The sequence below is a fragment of the Streptomyces sp. cg36 genome, from assembly GCF_041080675.1.
GTDB lineage: Bacteria > Actinomycetota > Actinomycetes > Streptomycetales > Streptomycetaceae > Streptomyces.
On sequence record NZ_CP163520.1, the window covers coordinates 3,146,989 to 3,161,790 of the forward strand.

Genomic DNA, 14,802 nt, shown 5'->3' on the forward strand with positions numbered 1-14,802 from the left:
GCGGCGGCGCCGGATCCTGCGGTGCGGGGTGATTCCCTTCGCCATGGCCCTGGCCATCACGCTGCTGCTGGCGCCGAACGCCCTGGCGGGCGGCCCGACCAGCGTGCTGATCGTCTCCCCGGCGAGCCACCAGACGGCCGCGCGGTACTACTCCGACCAGCAGTACTCGGGACTCATGACCCTGCTGGGCGAGCCGAACCAGGGCCAGAAGGAGCGCCCGCCGGGACTGGACGCCGCGATGGGCGCCCGCCAGATCAATGTGACGTGGATGGTCCACGATCTCTCGCCGTGGCGGGTGGACCGCGTGTATCCCAGCAACGACACCGCCACGGTGTGGATACACACGGCGGCCGACATCCCCCGCACGGAGAACGGCTATTGGCACCGCGCCCGGCGCCCCGCCGAGCTGCGGGCGCTGCTGACCGAGCTCGGCGTGATGGGCCCGGCCCGCGAGCAGGGCTCACCGGGGATACCTCCCGGGGAGTGGACGACACCCCCGGCGGACCCCCAGTCCGCCCAGGACCCGCAGAGCGCGGAGGGCTCGGGGCCCGGCCGGGCAGAGCCGGAGCCGGGCGGGCGGGCGACGCTCACGGCGGGCACCGACGACGGCTCGGACACGGCGACGTCCGCCTCGGTCAGGGTGTCGGCGTCCGACTCCTCGGCCTCCGGTTCCTCGGCGGTCGACGGCTGGTGGTGGACCCTGCCGGGCCTCGTCCTCGGCGCCGCGCTCGCCCTGCTCCTGCGCGGCCCCGCGCTGCGAACGGCCCGGGGCTCCTGGCGGATCCGCGAGCCGGGACCGCGCCAGGAGCTGCGGGACGTGGAGCACGGCCCCGACGGTCCCTGAGCCCGCACGGCCCGGCACGGGCCGCGACCACCCGCGACTTCGCCGGGCCGGGACCGTTGGTCGCCCCGACGGGCCACGACCACCCGGCACTCCGCCGGGCGGAACCGCCGGTGGGCCCGTCGGCCCGGTCGTCCGGCTCAGTCCGTCGGCAGGCCCGGTGCCGGGTACGCGGCCATCAGCTCGGCCACCTCGGCGCGGACGACGGCCAGCGCGTCCTCGTCGCCGGTGCGGGCGGCCGTGACACCGCGGTCGATCCAGTCGGCCACGGCGGCCATGTGCTCGGTGCCGAGACCACGGGAGGTGAGGGAGGGGGTGCCGATGCGGATGCCCGAGGGGTCGAACGGCTTCCTCGGGTCGTAGGGGACGGTGTTGTAGTTGACGACGATCCCGGCCCGGTCGAGGGCCTTCGCGGCGGTCTTGCCCGGGACGTCCTTGGGGGTGAGGTCCATCAGGATCAGATGGTTGTCGGTGCCGCCGGAGACGAGGTCGAAGCCGCGTGCGAGGAGCTGTTCGGCCAGGGCGCGGGCGTTGGCGACGACGTCTCGGGCGTAGTCGCGGAAGGAGGGCTGGGCCGCCTCGTGGAGGGCGACGGCGATCGCGGCGGTGGTCTGGTTGTGCGGGCCGCCCTGGAGGCCGGGGAAGACCGCCTTGTCGAGGGCCTTGGCGTGCTCCTCGCGGGACATCAGCATCGCGCCGCGCGGGCCGCGCAGGGTCTTGTGGGTGGTCGTGGAGATCACGTCCGCGTACGGGGCCGGGGACGGATGGGCGCCACCGGCGATCAGACCGGCGATGTGCGCGACGTCGGCGACCAGGACGGCGCCCGCCTCCCGGGCGATCTCGGCGAAGGCGGCGAAGTCGATGGTGCGGGGAAGGGCCGTACCGCCACAGAACATGATCTTCGGGCGTTCCTTGAGGGCGAGTTCGCGGACCTCGTCGAAGTCGATGCGGCCGGTGTCGTGGCGCACGCCGTACTGGACGCCCCGGAACCACTTGCCGGTCGCGGAGACCCCCCAGCCGTGGGTGAGGTGGCCGCCCATCGGCAGCGCCATGCCCATCACGGTGTCGCCGGGCTCGGCGAAGGCGAGGTAGACGGCGAGGTTGGCCGGGGAGCCGGAGTAGGGCTGGACGTTGGCGTGCTCGACGCCGAAGAGGGCCTTGGCGCGCTCGACGGCGAGGGTCTCGACCTGGTCGATGTTCTGCTGGCCCTCGTAGTACCGGCGGCCCGGGTAGCCCTCGCTGTACTTGTTCTGCAGCACCGTGCCGGAGGCTTCGAGGACGGCCCCCGAGACGTAGTTCTCGCTGGGGATCAGCCGCAGGGTGTCCGACTGCAGCCGCTCCTCGGCGGCGACGAGGGCCGCGAGTTCGGGGTCGGCGGCGGAAAGGGCGGGGTGGGAAAGGGGCAGGCTCATGGCGTCCTCCGGGGTCCGTCGTGGTCCCGGGTGCCCAGGCGGGCGGCACCTCGTGCGCTGGCTCACGCACGGCTCCCCCGGGGTTGCCTCCCCGCTCGCCAGTCGCCGTGCGTAGCACTCACCCTAGCGGGCACGCCGGGAATCAAGGTTTCTTCGTCCAGCATCCGAGCGACGATAGAAACTGGGCATCACCCCCGCCCCACGCCGCACGATGAAACGGAGACCCCGTGTCGACTACATCGGACGCCATCCGCTCTGCCGAGGCCCACAGTGCGCACAACTACCATCCGCTGCCCGTCGTCGTCGCCTCGGCCGAGGGTGCGTGGATGACGGACGTCGAGGGACGGCGCTTCCTCGACATGCTCGCCGGGTACTCGGCGCTCAACTTCGGGCACGGCAACCGCCGGCTGATCGACGCCGCCAAGGACCAGCTGGACAGACTGACGCTCACCTCGCGGGCGTTCCACCACGACCGGTTCGCCGACTTCTGCGCACAGCTCGCCGAGTTGTGCGGCAAGGAGATGGTGCTGCCCATGAACACCGGGGCGGAGGCCGTGGAGACGGCCGTGAAGACCGCCCGCAAGTGGGGGTACCGGGCCAAGGGCGTTCCGGACGGGACGGCGAAGATCGTGGTCGCCTCCAACAACTTCCACGGCCGTACGACGACGATCGTGAGCTTCTCGACGGACCCGGAGGCCCGCGCGGACTACGGGCCGTACACGCCGGGGTTCGAGATCGTGCCGTACGGGGACCTGACGGCGCTCTCGGCGGCCGTCACCGAGAACACGGTGGCGGTGCTGCTGGAGCCGATCCAGGGCGAGGCGGGGGTCCTGGTGCCGCCCGCCGGATACCTGCCGGGCGTGAGGGAGTTGACCCGCGAGCGGAACGTGCTGTTCATCGCGGACGAGATCCAGTCGGGCCTCGGCCGGACCGGGAAGACCTTCGCGTGCGAGCACGAGGGCGTGGTGCCCGATCTGTGCGTGCTGGGCAAGGCGCTGGGCGGCGGTGTCGTGCCCGTCTCGGCGGTGGTGGGCTCGGCGGAGGTGCTCGGGGTGTTCCGGCCCGGCGAGCACGGCTCGACGTTCGGCGGCAATCCGCTGGCCTGTGCGGTGGCGCTGGAGGTCATCGCGATGCTGCGCACCGGGGAGTACCAGCAGCGGGCGACCGAGCTCGGTGAGCACCTCCACCACGAGCTGGGTCTGATGACCGGCACCGGCGCCGTGGAGGCGGTGCGCGGGCGCGGTCTGTGGGCGGGCGTCGACATCAACCCGGCGTACGGCACGGGGCGGCAGATCTCGGAGCGGCTGATGGACCGGGGCGTGCTGGTCAAGGACACCCATGGGTCGACGATCCGGATCGCCCCGCCGCTGGTGATCAGCAAGGAGGACCTGGACTGGGGGCTCGACCAGCTGCGGGCGGTGCTGGCGCAGGAGTAGCCCCGGGGCCGCCCCGGGCGGCATGAGGCGTTCCGGATCGCCCCGGAGTGACCCGGCGCGATCCGCGGCGCACCGGGGCGGCCGGTGCGGGGCTCGGCACGGCAACCGGCTTCCGCGGCCGGGCCGTTGACAAGTTCAATGGTCCAGACCAATGATGCGTCCATGCCGAGACCCCGTACCGCGCGCGTCGCCTCCGTGGCCCGCGCCGCGTCCGCCCTGCTCGTTCCCCTGCTGCTGCTCCTCGGGCTCTCCGGGCCCGCACGGGCGGACTGGCCCGAGCCGGTGCCCGTCGTGTCGCACGTCCAGACGGACAAGCCGGTCGTGTTCATCACGATCGACGACGGCTGGACCCATGACCCGGCGGCGCAGCGGCTGCTGCTCGAACGGCAGGTGCCCGCCTCGCTGTTCGTGCTGCCGGGGGCCTACTCGTACGACCCCGGGTACTTCCGGACGCTCCTCGACCACGGCCCCTCGCGGATCGAGAACCACACGGTCGACCACCCGGATCTGACGACGCTCGACGCGGCGGGCCAGCGGGCGCAGCTGTGCGGGGCCCGGGAGGCGCACCTCGCGCAGTTCGGGGCCGAGCCCCGGCTGGCCCGGCCGCCGTTCGGGACGTACGACGGGACGACCCTCACCACGGCCCGGGCCTGCGGGGCGAAGGCACTGGTGACCTGGACGTACGACCTCACGACCTGGGGGCAGTGGTCGCCGCCGGTGCCGCGGCTGAAGTCCGGGGACATCGTGCTGCTGCACTTCAACGACACGGTGACCGCCGATCTGACCCGGGTCCTGGCGGCGGCCGACGCGGCGGGGCTGAAGCCCGCGCCACTGCGCGACTACATCGCCGAGTGACCGCGGGGGTGCGGGGCCCGGACCGTGCCGGACGCCGCACCCCCGCACCCCCGCACCCCGGGCAGCCCCGCACCCGGCACCCCGCACCCCGCACCCGGGGCGAGTCCCGAAAGGCGCGCCTAGCGGATCAGGTGCGGGACGAACCGCGCGTACTCGTCCGTGACCGGGCCGGAGGACTCGCGGATGCCCAGCCCCGCCGCCTCGTCCTCGACGACCCAGGCGCCGAGGACGACCCGGTTCCCGTCGAAGTCCGGGAGCGGGGAGAGCGCCTGGTAGCAGGCGGGTTCGTCGCGCAGGGCGGGCGGCGCGCCGGGGGTGTGGATCTCGACCCCGGCGCCCTCCCGGCCGAGCAGCGGCTTGGAGACGTATCCGGTGGTGTGCGCCAGCTCGCGCGGGCCGTCGAGGTAGGAGGGCAGCAGGTTCGGATGGCCGGGGAAGAGCTCCCACAGGATCGCCAGCAGCGCCTTGTTGGAGAGCAGCATCTTCCAGGCGGGCTCGATCCAGCAGGTGCTGCCGGTGCCGCCGCCGTTGTCCAGCGTGGCCAGGACGTGCGGCGCGAACCGGTCGGTGGTCAGCCACTCCCAAGGGTAGAGCTTGAAGCAGCTGCGGATGAACCCGAGCCGGTCGTCGACGAACCGGCCGGTCAGCGGGTCCCAGCCGATCCGCTCGACCGACAGCGCCGCCGTCTCGATGCCCGCCTGCTCGGCCGTCTCGCGCAGATACGCGACGGTCATCAGGTCCTCGCCGAGTTCGTCGTCGTCCGAGTGCGCGAAGTGGAGCGGGCCGGGCGGCAGCAGCGGGGCCTGCCGCCGCCAGGCGGCGACCAGGCGTTCGTGGAGCGAGTTCCACTGGTCGGCGCCGGGGAAGCGGTCCTCCATCCAGAACCACTGCGGGCTGGCCGCCTCGACGAGCGAGGTGGGCGTGTCGGCGTTGTACTCCAGCATCCTGGCCGGGCCGGTGCCGTCGTAGCAGAGGTCGAAACGGCCGTAGAGGGAGGGGAGTTCGGAGCGCCGGTGCCAGGACTCGGCCACCCGGGCCATGACCTCGGGGTCGGTGATGCCGAGCGCGGCGAAACGGTCCTGCTCGACGATGTGCGCCGCCGCGGCCAGACACATGCCGTGCAGCTCCTCGACGACCTCCTCCAGCGCCTCGACCTCGGGCAGGCTGAAGGAGTAGTACGCGGACTCGTCCCAGTACGGGCGCAGCGAGCCGTCCGGGTGGCGGGTCAGGGGGTAGATCAGACCCTGCGCCTCCACCGTCTGCTGCCAGCCGGGGCGCGGGTCGATGCGGTGGCGCCGCACCCGTCAGCCACCGCCCGTGCCGGAGTGGCCGCCGATGCCGCCCCGGTCCACCCCGGAGGAGCCCGCCGAGGAGCCGCCGTCGGTGCTGGAGCCGGAGCCGCCCCGGGAGCGCGAGCCGGAGCGGAAGGAGCCGCCGGAGACCACGCCGCCCCGGCTGGTGCCGCCGTAGTAGTAGGAGCCGTGGCCGCCGCTCTTGCACTCGTACGTGGGGAGCTCCTTGTGCGTGACGGGGTCGACGCAGCGCCGGTCGGGCTCGTTGGAGCAGGCCGACAGGGTGGCGGCGAGCACCCCCATGCCGCCGAGCACCACCGCCGTGGACCGGAACCTGCGCATGCCTGGGCCTCCCCCTCTTGATCGCCTGCGGGACGTCCCGCGCGGGCGATCTCGTACGTACGTCTGGGACGTAATTCGGCCACACCCTAGTTCCCGGCCGAGCGGCTGCGGGAATCCGTTCACGCCTTCCCCACGAACTCCCTTCCATTACAGTCCGTCTGTGCTCTTTGGGATGATCTGCGCGCTGGGATCCGCGCTCTGCTACGGCACCGCGACCGTTCTGCAGGCCGCCGCCGCCCGGGCCGCGGCGACCGGCGGGGCGGGCTCGTCGGACGCGGGCGTCGATCCCGCGCTGCTGCTCAGAGCCGTGCGGCAGTGGCGCTACGTCGCCGGACTCGGCCTCGACGGGCTCGGCTTCCTGCTCCAGATCGCGGCCCTGCGGTCCGTCCCCATCTACGCCGTCGGGGCCGCCCTCGCCGCCTCGCTCGCGGTGACCGCGGTGGTCGCGGCCCGGGTCCTCGCGGTGAGGCTGTCGGGCACGGAGTGGGCGGCCGTCGGGGTGGTCTGCGCGGGGCTCGCGATGCTCGGGCTCGCCTCCGGCGAGGAGGGCCACGAGGACGGCCCGGCCGCGCTGCCCTGGGCGCTGCTCGCGGTCGCCGCCGCGATCCTGGTGGCCGGAGCCGTCGGCGGCCGGCTGCCGGACCGGGCGCGCGCCCTGGTGCTGGGGCTCGGCGCGGGCTGCGGGTTCGGGGTGGTGGAGGTCGCGGTGCGGCTGATCGACTCCTTCGACCTCGCCAATCCGGCGCTGTACGCGCTGCTGCTCGGCGGGGGCGCGGCGTTCCTGCTGCTCACCTCGGCGCTCCAGCGGGGCTCGGTGACCACGGCGACCGCCGGAATGGTGCTGGGCGAGACGATCGGCCCCGCGCTGGCCGGGGTGGTCTGGCTGGGCGACCACACCCGCGACGGCCTGGGCTGGCTGGCGGTGGCGGGCTTCGCGGTGGCGGTGGCGGGGGCCCTGGCCCTGGCCCGCTTCGGGGAGGCGCCGGAAACGGCGGAGGCGCCCCGGGCCTGACCCCCGGGCCCGCCGCCCCGACTGGCCGAAAACCCCCTGGGGACGGGCCCGTTCACCGCGCGGCGGCTACGGCAGCACGCTGCACAGCGCGTCCAGCGCCCCCGCCCACGCGCTGTCCGGAGGCGCGCCGTAGCCGACGACCAGGGCGTCCCGGGTCGCCGGGGTGGCGGGGTGGCGGAAGTGGGAGAGGCCCTGGAGGGCCAGGCCCTGCCAGGCGGCGGCCTGGATCACCGCGCGTTCGGTGCCGGGCGGGAGCTCCAGGACCGCGTGCAGGCCCGCCGCGATGCCGCTGACCCGGACGTCCGGCGCGCGCTCGGCGAGCGCGGCCACCAGCTGGTCGCGGCGGCGCCGGTAGCGCAGCCGCATCCCGCGCACATGGCGGTCGTAGGCGCCCGAGGAGATGAACTCCGCCAGCGTCAGCTGCTCCAGCGAGCCGCACGACCAGTCGACCGCGCCCTTGGTCTCGGCGACCTCACCGGCCAGCTCCTCGGGCAGCACCATCCAGGCCAGGCGCAGCCCCGGGGCGAGCGACTTGCTGGCCGTGCCCAGATAGACGACGTGCTCGGGGTCCAGCCCCTGCAAGGCCCCGACCGGCTGCCTGTCGTACCGGAACTCGCCGTCGTAGTCGTCCTCCAGGATCACCGCGCCCGCCGTGCGCGCCCAGTCGACCGCCGCCGCCCGACGGTCCGGCGGCAGCGCGACCCCGACCGGGAACTGGTGCGCGGGCGTGAGCAGCACCGCCCCGAGTCCCTTGGCCGCACCCCACTCCCCGGTGCGGGTGCCGACCTCGTCGAACGGCAGCGGCGGGGTGCGCAGGCCCGCCGCCGTCAGCAGATCGCGGTGCGCGTCCAGCCCGTACGACTCGACGCCGATCTCCCGCACCCGGCGCGCCCGCAGCACCCGCCCCAGCAGCATCAGGCCGTGCACGAACCCGGCGCAGACCACGATCCGCTCCGGCGAGGCGTACACCCCGCGCGCCCGGGCCAGATACTCGGCCAGCACCGTGCGCAGCTCGACGCGCCCGCGCGGGTCGCCGTAGCCGAAGGCGTCGTGGGGCGCCGCCGTCAGGGCCCGCCGCGAAGCCTTCAGCCACTCCGCGCGCGGGAACGACGCCAGGTCGGGGGTGCCCGCCAGCAGGCTGTACGTGGGGTTGCGGCGCGCCGGGTGGCGCGGCCCGCTCTGCCGGGCCCGCTTCGGCGCGGCCCGCTGCGCGACCCGGGTGCCGGAGCCCTGGCGGGCGGTGAGCCAGCCTTCCGCGACCAGCTCCGCGTACGCGTCGGCCACCGTGTTGCGCGCGATGCCCAGGTCGGCGGCGAGCGAGCGCGAGGAGGGCAGCCGGGTGCCGGGGGCGAGCCGCCCGCCGCGCACCGCCTCGCGCAGCGCGTCCATCAGCCCCGCCCGCAGCCCGCCCGCGCCCACGTCGACATGGAGGTCGACACCGAAGACTTTGGCCAGGGTTCCCGTGGAAGTGGCCCAGGATTCCACCATGAAAATGGACCATACCCGTGTGACATGTGCCGCGTACCGTCATCTTCATGACCACGAACGGGAACACGGTGAACGAGAACAACGACCCCGCCTCCGGCGCCCTGGTGCCCGAGCACTCCCCCCGGCTGCACTGGGCGAAGACCGCCCCCGAGGTCTACAAGGCCATGGTGAAGCTGGACGCGGCGGCCGGGCGCGGGGTCGACCCGGTGATCCACGAGCTGGTCAAGATCCGCGCCTCCCAGCTCAACCACTGCGCCTTCTGCCTCGACATGCACACCAAGGACGCGCTGGCGGCGGGCGAGTCCGTCGAGCGGATCGTGCAGCTCAACGCCTGGGAGGAGTCGAAGCACTTCTACACGGAGAAGGAGCTGGCCGCGATCGAGCTGACCGAGGCCATCACCGTGCTGACCGACGGCTTCGTGCCGGACGAGGTGTACGCCAGGGCCGCCGCGCACTTCGACGAGACCGAGCTCGGCCACCTCATCGCCGCGATCACCGTCATCAACGCCTGGAACCGCTTCGGCGTCACCACCCGGATGGTGCCGGGCCACTACACCCCCGGGATGTACAAGTGACCGCTCGCTCCTGGCAGGTCCCCCAGGAGGTCTACCGGGCGCTCGCGGGGGTCAGCGCCGCCGCGAAGAAGCAGCTCGACCCGACCGTGGCCGAGCTGGTCATGGTCCGGGCCTCCCAGCTCAACCACTGCGCCTTCTGCCTGGACATGCATCTGGAGCTCGCCCGCAAGCACGGCGAGACCGAGGGACGGCTCGATCTCGTCGCGGCCTGGGAGGAAGCGGGCGACCGCTTCAGCGAGCGCGAGCGGGCCGCGCTCGCCCTCACCGAATCGATAACGGTCCTGACCGACGGATTCGTTCCCGACGAGGTGTACGCGCAGGCCGCGCGGTACTTCGACGAGAACGAACTGGCCCATCTCATCGCCGCGATCACCGCCATCAACACCTGGAACCGGCTGATGGTGGCCCGCCGTACCGCACCCGGAGAGACCGAATGGCACAGCTGACCCCCGTCGCCGCCTTCCGCGCCCTGCACCACGGGCGCGCCCCGGGCGACCCCCTGATCCTGCCGGGCCCGTGGGACGCGGCCAGCGCCCGCGTCTTCGAGGAGGCGGGCTTCCCGGCGCTCGCCACGCCGAGCGCGGGGGTCGCCGCCTCGCTCGGCCACGCGGACGGCGAGACGCCCGGGGACGAGATGTTCGCGGCGGTCGCGCGGATCGTCCGGGCCGTCTCCGTCCCGGTCTCGGCGGACGTCGAGGGCGGCTACGGCCTCTCCCCCAAGGAGCTCGTGGGCCGTCTCCTGGAGACCGGCGCGGTCGGCTGCAACCTGGAGGACTCGGCGGAGGGCGCGCTCAAGGACCCGGCGCGGCACGCCGACTGGCTGGCCGAGGTGCGCGCGGAGGCCGGGGACGCGCTGTTCGTCAACGCGCGCGTGGACACGTACATCGCGGGCCTGACCGATCTCGACGCGACCATCGCGCGGGCGCGCGCGTACGCGGCGGCGGGCGCGGACTGCGTCTACCCCTACGGGGCCCCGGCCGAGCATCTGCCGAAGATCGCCGCCGCCGTTCCGGTCCCGGTCAACCAGGTCGCCAAGGCCGACGGCCCGACCCCGCGCCGCCTGGGCGAACTGGGCGCGTCCCGGGTCACGTTCGGCCCCCTCCTCCAGCAGCGGGCCACCCACGCCCTGCGGGAGATCGCCCAGCACCTGCGCACGGGCTGAGCGACGGCGTCCCCGGCCGGGACCGGCCCCCTTCCGGTCGGCCCGGCCCGATCGGCCCGCCCGTCAGCTGGGCGCGAACGTGTCGAGGACCGTGTTCAGGACCGCCTGCTGCCGGGGCCAGTCGGTGACGGGGCCGTAGACGAGCACCGTGTACGGCGCCCCGTTCCCGGCGACGAAGGAGCGGGCCACGCCCTGGATGCGCTCGGCCGGGGCGTCGCGGTCGTACGCGTACACCAGCTCGGCCGCGTCCGTGCCGGTCGTCCCGGGCAGCCGGCGCAGCGAGACCTCCTGGTAGCCGCGCTGGGAGGCGAGGTTGCCCGAGGTGATCCGCAGGGCGTCGTACGGGGTGATGCCGGGCTCGGTCAGCCGGAACATCTGGAGCAGATAGCGCTGGTCGGGCGAGCGGTACAGGGCGCTGCTGCGCTCCTCGGTCCGCGTCCACGTCTGCGGGACGGCGACGCGCCAGCCCAGCGGGTCGTCCACCTGCCGGAAGCCCTCGGGCACGGCCGCCGTGCTGATGTCGGGGGTGGCCGCGCTGGTGGGCTCCCCGGTCGGGGTCCCACCGGACGTGTCGCCCGGGGAGTCGGTCGGCGTGCCGGACGCGGTGTCCGTGGGGCCGCTCTCCCGCGCCGTCGCCGAGGAGGACGCGCCCGCCGCCCGCCCCGGCCCGTCGTCCCGGCCCCACAGCGCCCAGCCCCCGGCCGCCCCGCCCGCCAGGACCGCGACGGCCACCGCCGCCACGACCGCCCGCTGCCGCCGTCGCGCCGCCGGATCCGGTCCCGGGTCCCCGGGCGCGTACGGCGGCGGGGCGAGCGGGTCGGGCGGCAGGAGGTACGCGCCCCGGGTCGGCGCCTCGTGCGGCGGCACCTCGTCGTGCGGCGCCCCCTGGTCCGCGCCGAACGGGGAGGCGGGCCCCAGCCACGGCGGCGGCGCCAGCGGCGGCCGGGCCGGGGGGCCGGACGGGGGCGGGCCGGACGGGGGCGGCGGTGCGGACGGCGGCGCACCGGGCGCGGGTGCGGGCTGCCGTGCGTCGCCCTGCTCCCAGCTCTGCGTCTCGTCGTTCCAGTGGGCGCCCCCGCCGCCTCGCGCGCTCATCGGCTCAGCCGCCCAGCAGCGTGGCCACGGTCCGGCCGACGGCGGCAGCCGAGGTCAGGATGCCGGTGAGGCTCTCCGCGTCGCCGAGCGCGCGGCGCAGCCGGGCCAGCCGGCCGGGGCTCGCCGCGCCCGCCGACGCGATCTCGGCCTCGGTGTCGGCCGCCGCCGCGTCCAGCTCCCGCACCCGCTCGTTGCCGACCACTCTGGCCAGGTCGGCCCGCAACTCCTGCACGGCGGCCAGGAGTTCGGCCTGCACCGGATCGGCGGGCGGGCCGCCCTGCTGATTGGTGACGGTGTTGTGGTCGCCGATGGCCATCGCGCCGACCATGCTGCCGATGCTGATCCCGCCCCGTGCCTTGCCGTCCTCACCCGTTGCCACGGCCGCCCGCCTTTCCCGCTGTGGTCGTCTTGTTGATCACCGTGTTGCGGTCGCCGATGGCGATCGCGCCCTTGGCGGTCTCGATGAAGGTCGCCCCCTCGGCGACGTTGACGATCTTCTGGACGAACTCGTCCGTCTCCCAGCCCGCCTCCTGGAGCGCCAGGCGCACCCCGTTGGCCACCCGGTCCTGGATGGACTTCAGATAGCGGCTGACGTCCATCTCCTGGAAGAGCGAGGCGTCGTTCTCGGAGCCCATCTCGCGCACCGATCTGACCGGCCCCTCCGGCAGCGCCCGCCCGTACCCGCCGGCCGCGAGCCGCCCCAGCGAGACCGCGCCGCGCCACAGGGTGAGCACCGCGCGCCCGCCCGCGGCCGGGGTGTGGGCCAGCGCCCAGACGGCCTTGCCGAAGCGGTTGTTGTGCCGGTAGCGGTGGGCCGCCCGGTCGGCGTCCTGGTACAGCTGCCTGACCGGGCGCAGCACGTGCGGGGCGACCTCCAGCATCAGCATCCCGCCCTGGGTGTGGACCCGTACGAACACGGTGGTGACGATCTCCTCGCCCCAGCCGCCGACCCGGATCCGCAGGAAGTGCCGCCGGGTCTCGCCGCCCTCCTCGATGGCGCGCGCCCGGTGCTCCTCGAAGGAGCGGCCGTCGTACGGGCCCGCGGCGCGGCTCGGCAGGCCCAGCACCGGCAGGAAGACGATCTCGTCGAGCTCCAGCTCGCGCAGCCGGTCCCGGACGGCCGCCGCCAGTTCGGGCGAGCCGTGCGGGGAGGGGACGCGCAGCGCCTCCAGGAGCGGCACGATCCGGCGCAGGATGGCGCTGTTGTCGAGCGGCTCGGGCACCCGGTCCTTGTCGGGGCGCAGTTCCACGGAGAGGGACCACGGCTCGTACGGCCGCCCGGCCCCGCAGAACGGGTTGGTCACGTGGTAGAGCACCAGCGGCGCGTGCTGCTCGGCGCGGATGCGGCGGGCCAGGCGCTGGAAGCGGTCGCCCTCGGCGGCCTCGGCCGGGTCGGTGGCCAGGGCCGGGAACCTGGGTCTGGACAGCTCCTCGGTGAGCGACTTGGCGAACTGGCCGCGCTGGGCGGCCACCGCCCAGGCCAGCAGCAGCGGCAGGACCAGGGCGCACCACGCCTGGATCCGCAGGTCGCCGCCGGTGCCGCCGCCCAGCGACCCGAACGGTCCGGGCAGCCTGGACGGGCCCACCCCGCCGCCGAACAGGGCGGGCGCCAGCAGGACGACGAGGGCCAGCGCGTAGCACACCCAGCCGATCAGCCGGACGTACCAGGCGATGACCCGGCGGACCCAGAACGGCCGCTCCTGCGGGCCCCGGAGCCAGCCCGCCAGGGTGAACAGCGCGAACGCCGGCACATAGAACAGGATCAGCCACTGGGTGAGCGGCACGGCCACGATCCACAGCAGCACGATCCCGGCCGCCCAGCCGGTCTCCAGGCGCCGGGCGCGCAGCGCGTGGGCCAGGACCCGGGCCGCGTCGATGCCGAGCGAGGGGGCCGCGATGCGCTCCTCGTGGACGTAGAGCTCGTCGATGACGGCGTCCCGGAAGGCGCCGTCCAGATAGGTGCCCGCGCACAGCAGCCGGGTCGCCTCGCTGGATCCGGGTGTCCTCGGTCGCGTCGTCAACGGTCCCCCCGATGAGCGAACTCCCGCCCTCCACGGACGGGTTGCCCGTGACGGAGGCCACAGCGTATGGGAGGGGACGGCTCCGTGTCGTACGCCAAAAAGACCACCCCCGGCGGCCTGGTGGGGCTGCCGGGGGTGGTGGGAGAGCCGGGGCTCGGGTGGTGCTAGATCAGGCCGAGCTCGCGGACCGCGTCACGCTCTTCCTTGAGCTCCTGCACCGAGGCGTCGATGCGGGTGCGCGAGAAGTCGTTGATCTCCAGGCCCTGGACGATCTCGTACTTGCCGTCCTTGACGGTGACCGGGAAGGAGGAGATGAGGCCCTCGGGGACGCCGTAGGAGCCGTCCGAGGGGATGCCCATGGAGGTCCAGTCGCCCGCGGCGGTGCCGTTGACCCACGTGTGGACGTGGTCGATGGCGGCGTTGGCGGCGGAGGCGGCCGAGGAGGCGCCACGGGCCTCGATGATCGCCGCGCCGCGCTTGGCGACGGTCGGGATGAAGGTGTCGGCCAGCCACGCCTCGTCGTTCACCAGCTCGGCGGCGTTCTTGCCGGCGATCTCGGCGTGGAAGATGTCCGGGTACTGGGTGGCCGAGTGGTTGCCCCAGATCGTCAGCCGCTTGATGTCGGAGACGGCGGCACCGGTCTTGGCGGCCAGCTGCGAGATCGCGCGGTTGTGGTCCAGGCGGGTCATCGCGGTGAAGCGCTCGGCCGGCACGTCCGGGGCGGCGGCCTGGGCGATCAGGGCGTTGGTGTTGGCCGGGTTGCCGACGACGAGCACCTTGATGTCGTCCGCGGCGTTGTCGTTGATGGCCTTGCCCTGCGGCTTGAAGATGCCGCCGTTGGCGGAGAGCAGGTCACCGCGCTCCATGCCCTTGGTGCGCGGGCGGGCGCCCACGAGCAGGGCGACGTTGGCACCGTCGAACGCCTTGTTGGCGTCGTCGGTGATCTCGATGCCGCGCAGCAGCGGGAAGGCGCAGTCGTCGAGCTCCATGGCGGTGCCCTCGGCGGCCTTCAGGCCCTGCGGGATCTCCAGGAGGCGCAGGTTGACCGGCACGTCCGCGCCGAGCAGGTGACCGGAGGCGATACGGAAGAGCAGCGCGTAGCCGATCTGTCCGGCCGCGCCGGTGACGGTGACATTCACGGGAGTGCGGGTCATGGCGATCTCCGTTTAGAACAGCAGGTGGTGGGGGGTTGCCCCTAGTTCCGGCCATCTCCTCACGTCAAGGTCCCGCTCGGGTCCCGCAGGGGCCGCCGAGGCGGTGCCGAGCTGAAT

General features: G+C 74.1%; 15 protein-coding genes and 1 riboswitch. Of the genes, 7 read left to right on the plus strand and 8 right to left on the minus strand.

Annotation, left to right across the window (positions count from 1 at the left end; translation table 11 throughout):
- The first annotated feature begins 43 nt into the window (after positions 1 to 43).
- Positions 44 to 844 (plus strand): hypothetical protein, encoded by an 801-nt coding sequence (locus AB5J87_RS13895; protein ID WP_369376878.1) that lies wholly within the window; start codon positions 44 to 46, stop codon positions 842 to 844.
- Between the two features lie 137 nt (positions 845 to 981).
- Here the strand turns inward: AB5J87_RS13895 and glyA are convergent, their stop codons facing one another.
- A complete protein-coding gene (gene glyA / locus AB5J87_RS13900) occupies positions 982 to 2,253 on the minus strand; it encodes a serine hydroxymethyltransferase (protein WP_369376879.1) in 1,272 nt (423 codons plus the stop codon).
- A 25-nt stretch (positions 2,254 to 2,278) separates the two neighbouring features.
- Positions 2,279 to 2,369, minus strand: a riboswitch (ZMP/ZTP riboswitch).
- Between the two features lie 111 nt (positions 2,370 to 2,480).
- Here glyA and rocD point away from each other — a divergent pair.
- Together rocD and AB5J87_RS13910 are read left to right on the plus strand one after the other, a co-directional pair.
- Entirely contained in the window at positions 2,481 to 3,689 is a 1,209-nt protein-coding gene (gene rocD / locus AB5J87_RS13905; protein ID WP_369376880.1) for an ornithine--oxo-acid transaminase, read from the plus strand.
- 162 nt (positions 3,690 to 3,851) lie between these two features.
- Positions 3,852 to 4,544, plus strand: coding sequence for a polysaccharide deacetylase family protein (locus AB5J87_RS13910; protein WP_369376881.1), 693 nt, complete (start codon positions 3,852 to 3,854; stop codon positions 4,542 to 4,544).
- Positions 4,545 to 4,663: 119 nt separating this feature from the next.
- Here AB5J87_RS13910 and AB5J87_RS13915 read toward each other — a convergent pair whose 3' ends face one another.
- The gene (locus AB5J87_RS13915; RefSeq protein ID WP_369376883.1) at positions 4,664 to 5,845 is read right to left on the minus strand and encodes a glutathionylspermidine synthase family protein; all 1,182 of its coding nucleotides are present in this window, start codon (positions 5,843 to 5,845) and stop codon (positions 4,664 to 4,666) included.
- Positions 5,846 to 5,848: 3 nt separating this feature from the next.
- A complete protein-coding gene (locus AB5J87_RS13920) occupies positions 5,849 to 6,178 on the minus strand; it encodes a hypothetical protein (protein WP_369376884.1) in 330 nt (109 codons plus the stop codon).
- Positions 6,179 to 6,350: 172 nt separating this feature from the next.
- On the opposite strand from AB5J87_RS13920, the gene AB5J87_RS13925 reads away from it, so the two are divergent.
- A complete protein-coding gene (locus AB5J87_RS13925) occupies positions 6,351 to 7,190 on the plus strand; it encodes a hypothetical protein (protein ID WP_369383520.1) in 840 nt (279 codons plus the stop codon).
- 66 nt (positions 7,191 to 7,256) lie between these two features.
- On the opposite strand, the gene AB5J87_RS13930 is transcribed toward AB5J87_RS13925, so the two are convergent.
- Positions 7,257 to 8,678 carry a PLP-dependent aminotransferase family protein gene (locus tag AB5J87_RS13930; protein ID WP_369376885.1) on the minus strand — a complete coding sequence of 474 codons (1,422 nt, stop codon included), beginning with the start codon at positions 8,676 to 8,678 and terminating at the stop codon, positions 7,257 to 7,259.
- Between the two features lie 47 nt (positions 8,679 to 8,725).
- Here AB5J87_RS13930 and AB5J87_RS13935 point away from each other — a divergent pair, with 47 nt between their 5' ends.
- From AB5J87_RS13935 to AB5J87_RS13945, 3 genes are read left to right on the plus strand one after another with little or no spacing between them, the layout of a single operon-like run.
- Positions 8,726 to 9,253: a carboxymuconolactone decarboxylase family protein gene (locus AB5J87_RS13935; RefSeq protein WP_369376887.1), complete on the plus strand. Its 528-nt coding sequence runs from the start codon at positions 8,726 to 8,728 to the stop codon at positions 9,251 to 9,253.
- Positions 9,250 to 9,699, plus strand: a complete 450-nt coding sequence (locus tag AB5J87_RS13940) for a carboxymuconolactone decarboxylase family protein (protein ID WP_369376888.1) — start codon at positions 9,250 to 9,252, stop codon at positions 9,697 to 9,699. Before AB5J87_RS13935 ends, AB5J87_RS13940 begins: the two co-directional genes overlap by 4 nt.
- Positions 9,696 to 10,415 carry an isocitrate lyase/phosphoenolpyruvate mutase family protein gene (locus AB5J87_RS13945; RefSeq protein WP_369383521.1) on the plus strand — a complete coding sequence of 240 codons (720 nt, stop codon included), beginning with the start codon at positions 9,696 to 9,698 and terminating at the stop codon, positions 10,413 to 10,415. Before AB5J87_RS13940 ends, AB5J87_RS13945 begins: the two co-directional genes overlap by 4 nt.
- A gap of 63 nt (positions 10,416 to 10,478) precedes the next feature.
- Here AB5J87_RS13945 and AB5J87_RS13950 read toward each other — a convergent pair whose 3' ends face one another.
- From AB5J87_RS13950 to AB5J87_RS13965, 4 genes are all read right to left on the minus strand, one after another.
- Positions 10,479 to 11,510 (minus strand): hypothetical protein, encoded by a 1,032-nt coding sequence (locus AB5J87_RS13950; protein ID WP_369376890.1) that lies wholly within the window; start codon positions 11,508 to 11,510, stop codon positions 10,479 to 10,481.
- Positions 11,511 to 11,514: 4 nt separating this feature from the next.
- Positions 11,515 to 11,889: a hypothetical protein gene (locus AB5J87_RS13955; RefSeq protein WP_369376891.1), complete on the minus strand. Its 375-nt coding sequence runs from the start codon at positions 11,887 to 11,889 to the stop codon at positions 11,515 to 11,517.
- A complete protein-coding gene (locus AB5J87_RS13960; RefSeq protein ID WP_369376892.1) occupies positions 11,876 to 13,531 on the minus strand; it encodes a hypothetical protein in 1,656 nt (551 codons plus the stop codon). Before AB5J87_RS13960 ends, AB5J87_RS13955 begins: the two co-directional genes overlap by 14 nt.
- A 164-nt stretch (positions 13,532 to 13,695) precedes the next feature.
- On the minus strand, positions 13,696 to 14,685 hold the full coding sequence (locus AB5J87_RS13965; protein ID WP_369376893.1) for a malate dehydrogenase: 990 nt from the start codon (positions 14,683 to 14,685) through the stop codon (positions 13,696 to 13,698).
- Positions 14,686 to 14,802: the final 117 nt, after the last annotated feature.

Excerpts from the sequence above, each read along its gene's own strand:
- AB5J87_RS13930 (WP_369376885.1), bottom strand. The coding sequence starts at position 8,678 with ATGGTGGAATCCTGGGCCACTTCCACGGGAACCCTGGCCAAAGTCTTC.
- AB5J87_RS13925 (WP_369383520.1), top strand. The coding sequence starts at position 6,351 with ATGATCTGCGCGCTGGGATCCGCGCTCTGCTACGGCACCGCGACCGTT.
- AB5J87_RS13965 (WP_369376893.1), bottom strand. The coding sequence starts at position 14,685 with ATGACCCGCACTCCCGTGAATGTCACCGTCACCGGCGCGGCCGGACAG.
- AB5J87_RS13910 (WP_369376881.1), top strand. The coding sequence starts at position 3,852 with ATGCCGAGACCCCGTACCGCGCGCGTCGCCTCCGTGGCCCGCGCCGCG.
- AB5J87_RS13935 (WP_369376887.1), top strand. The coding sequence starts at position 8,726 with ATGACCACGAACGGGAACACGGTGAACGAGAACAACGACCCCGCCTCC.
- AB5J87_RS13950 (WP_369376890.1), bottom strand. The coding sequence starts at position 11,510 with ATGAGCGCGCGAGGCGGCGGGGGCGCCCACTGGAACGACGAGACGCAG.
- AB5J87_RS13895 (WP_369376878.1), top strand. The coding sequence starts at position 44 with ATGGCCCTGGCCATCACGCTGCTGCTGGCGCCGAACGCCCTGGCGGGC.
- AB5J87_RS13920 (WP_369376884.1), bottom strand. The coding sequence starts at position 6,178 with ATGCGCAGGTTCCGGTCCACGGCGGTGGTGCTCGGCGGCATGGGGGTG.
- glyA (WP_369376879.1), bottom strand. The coding sequence starts at position 2,253 with ATGAGCCTGCCCCTTTCCCACCCCGCCCTTTCCGCCGCCGACCCCGAA.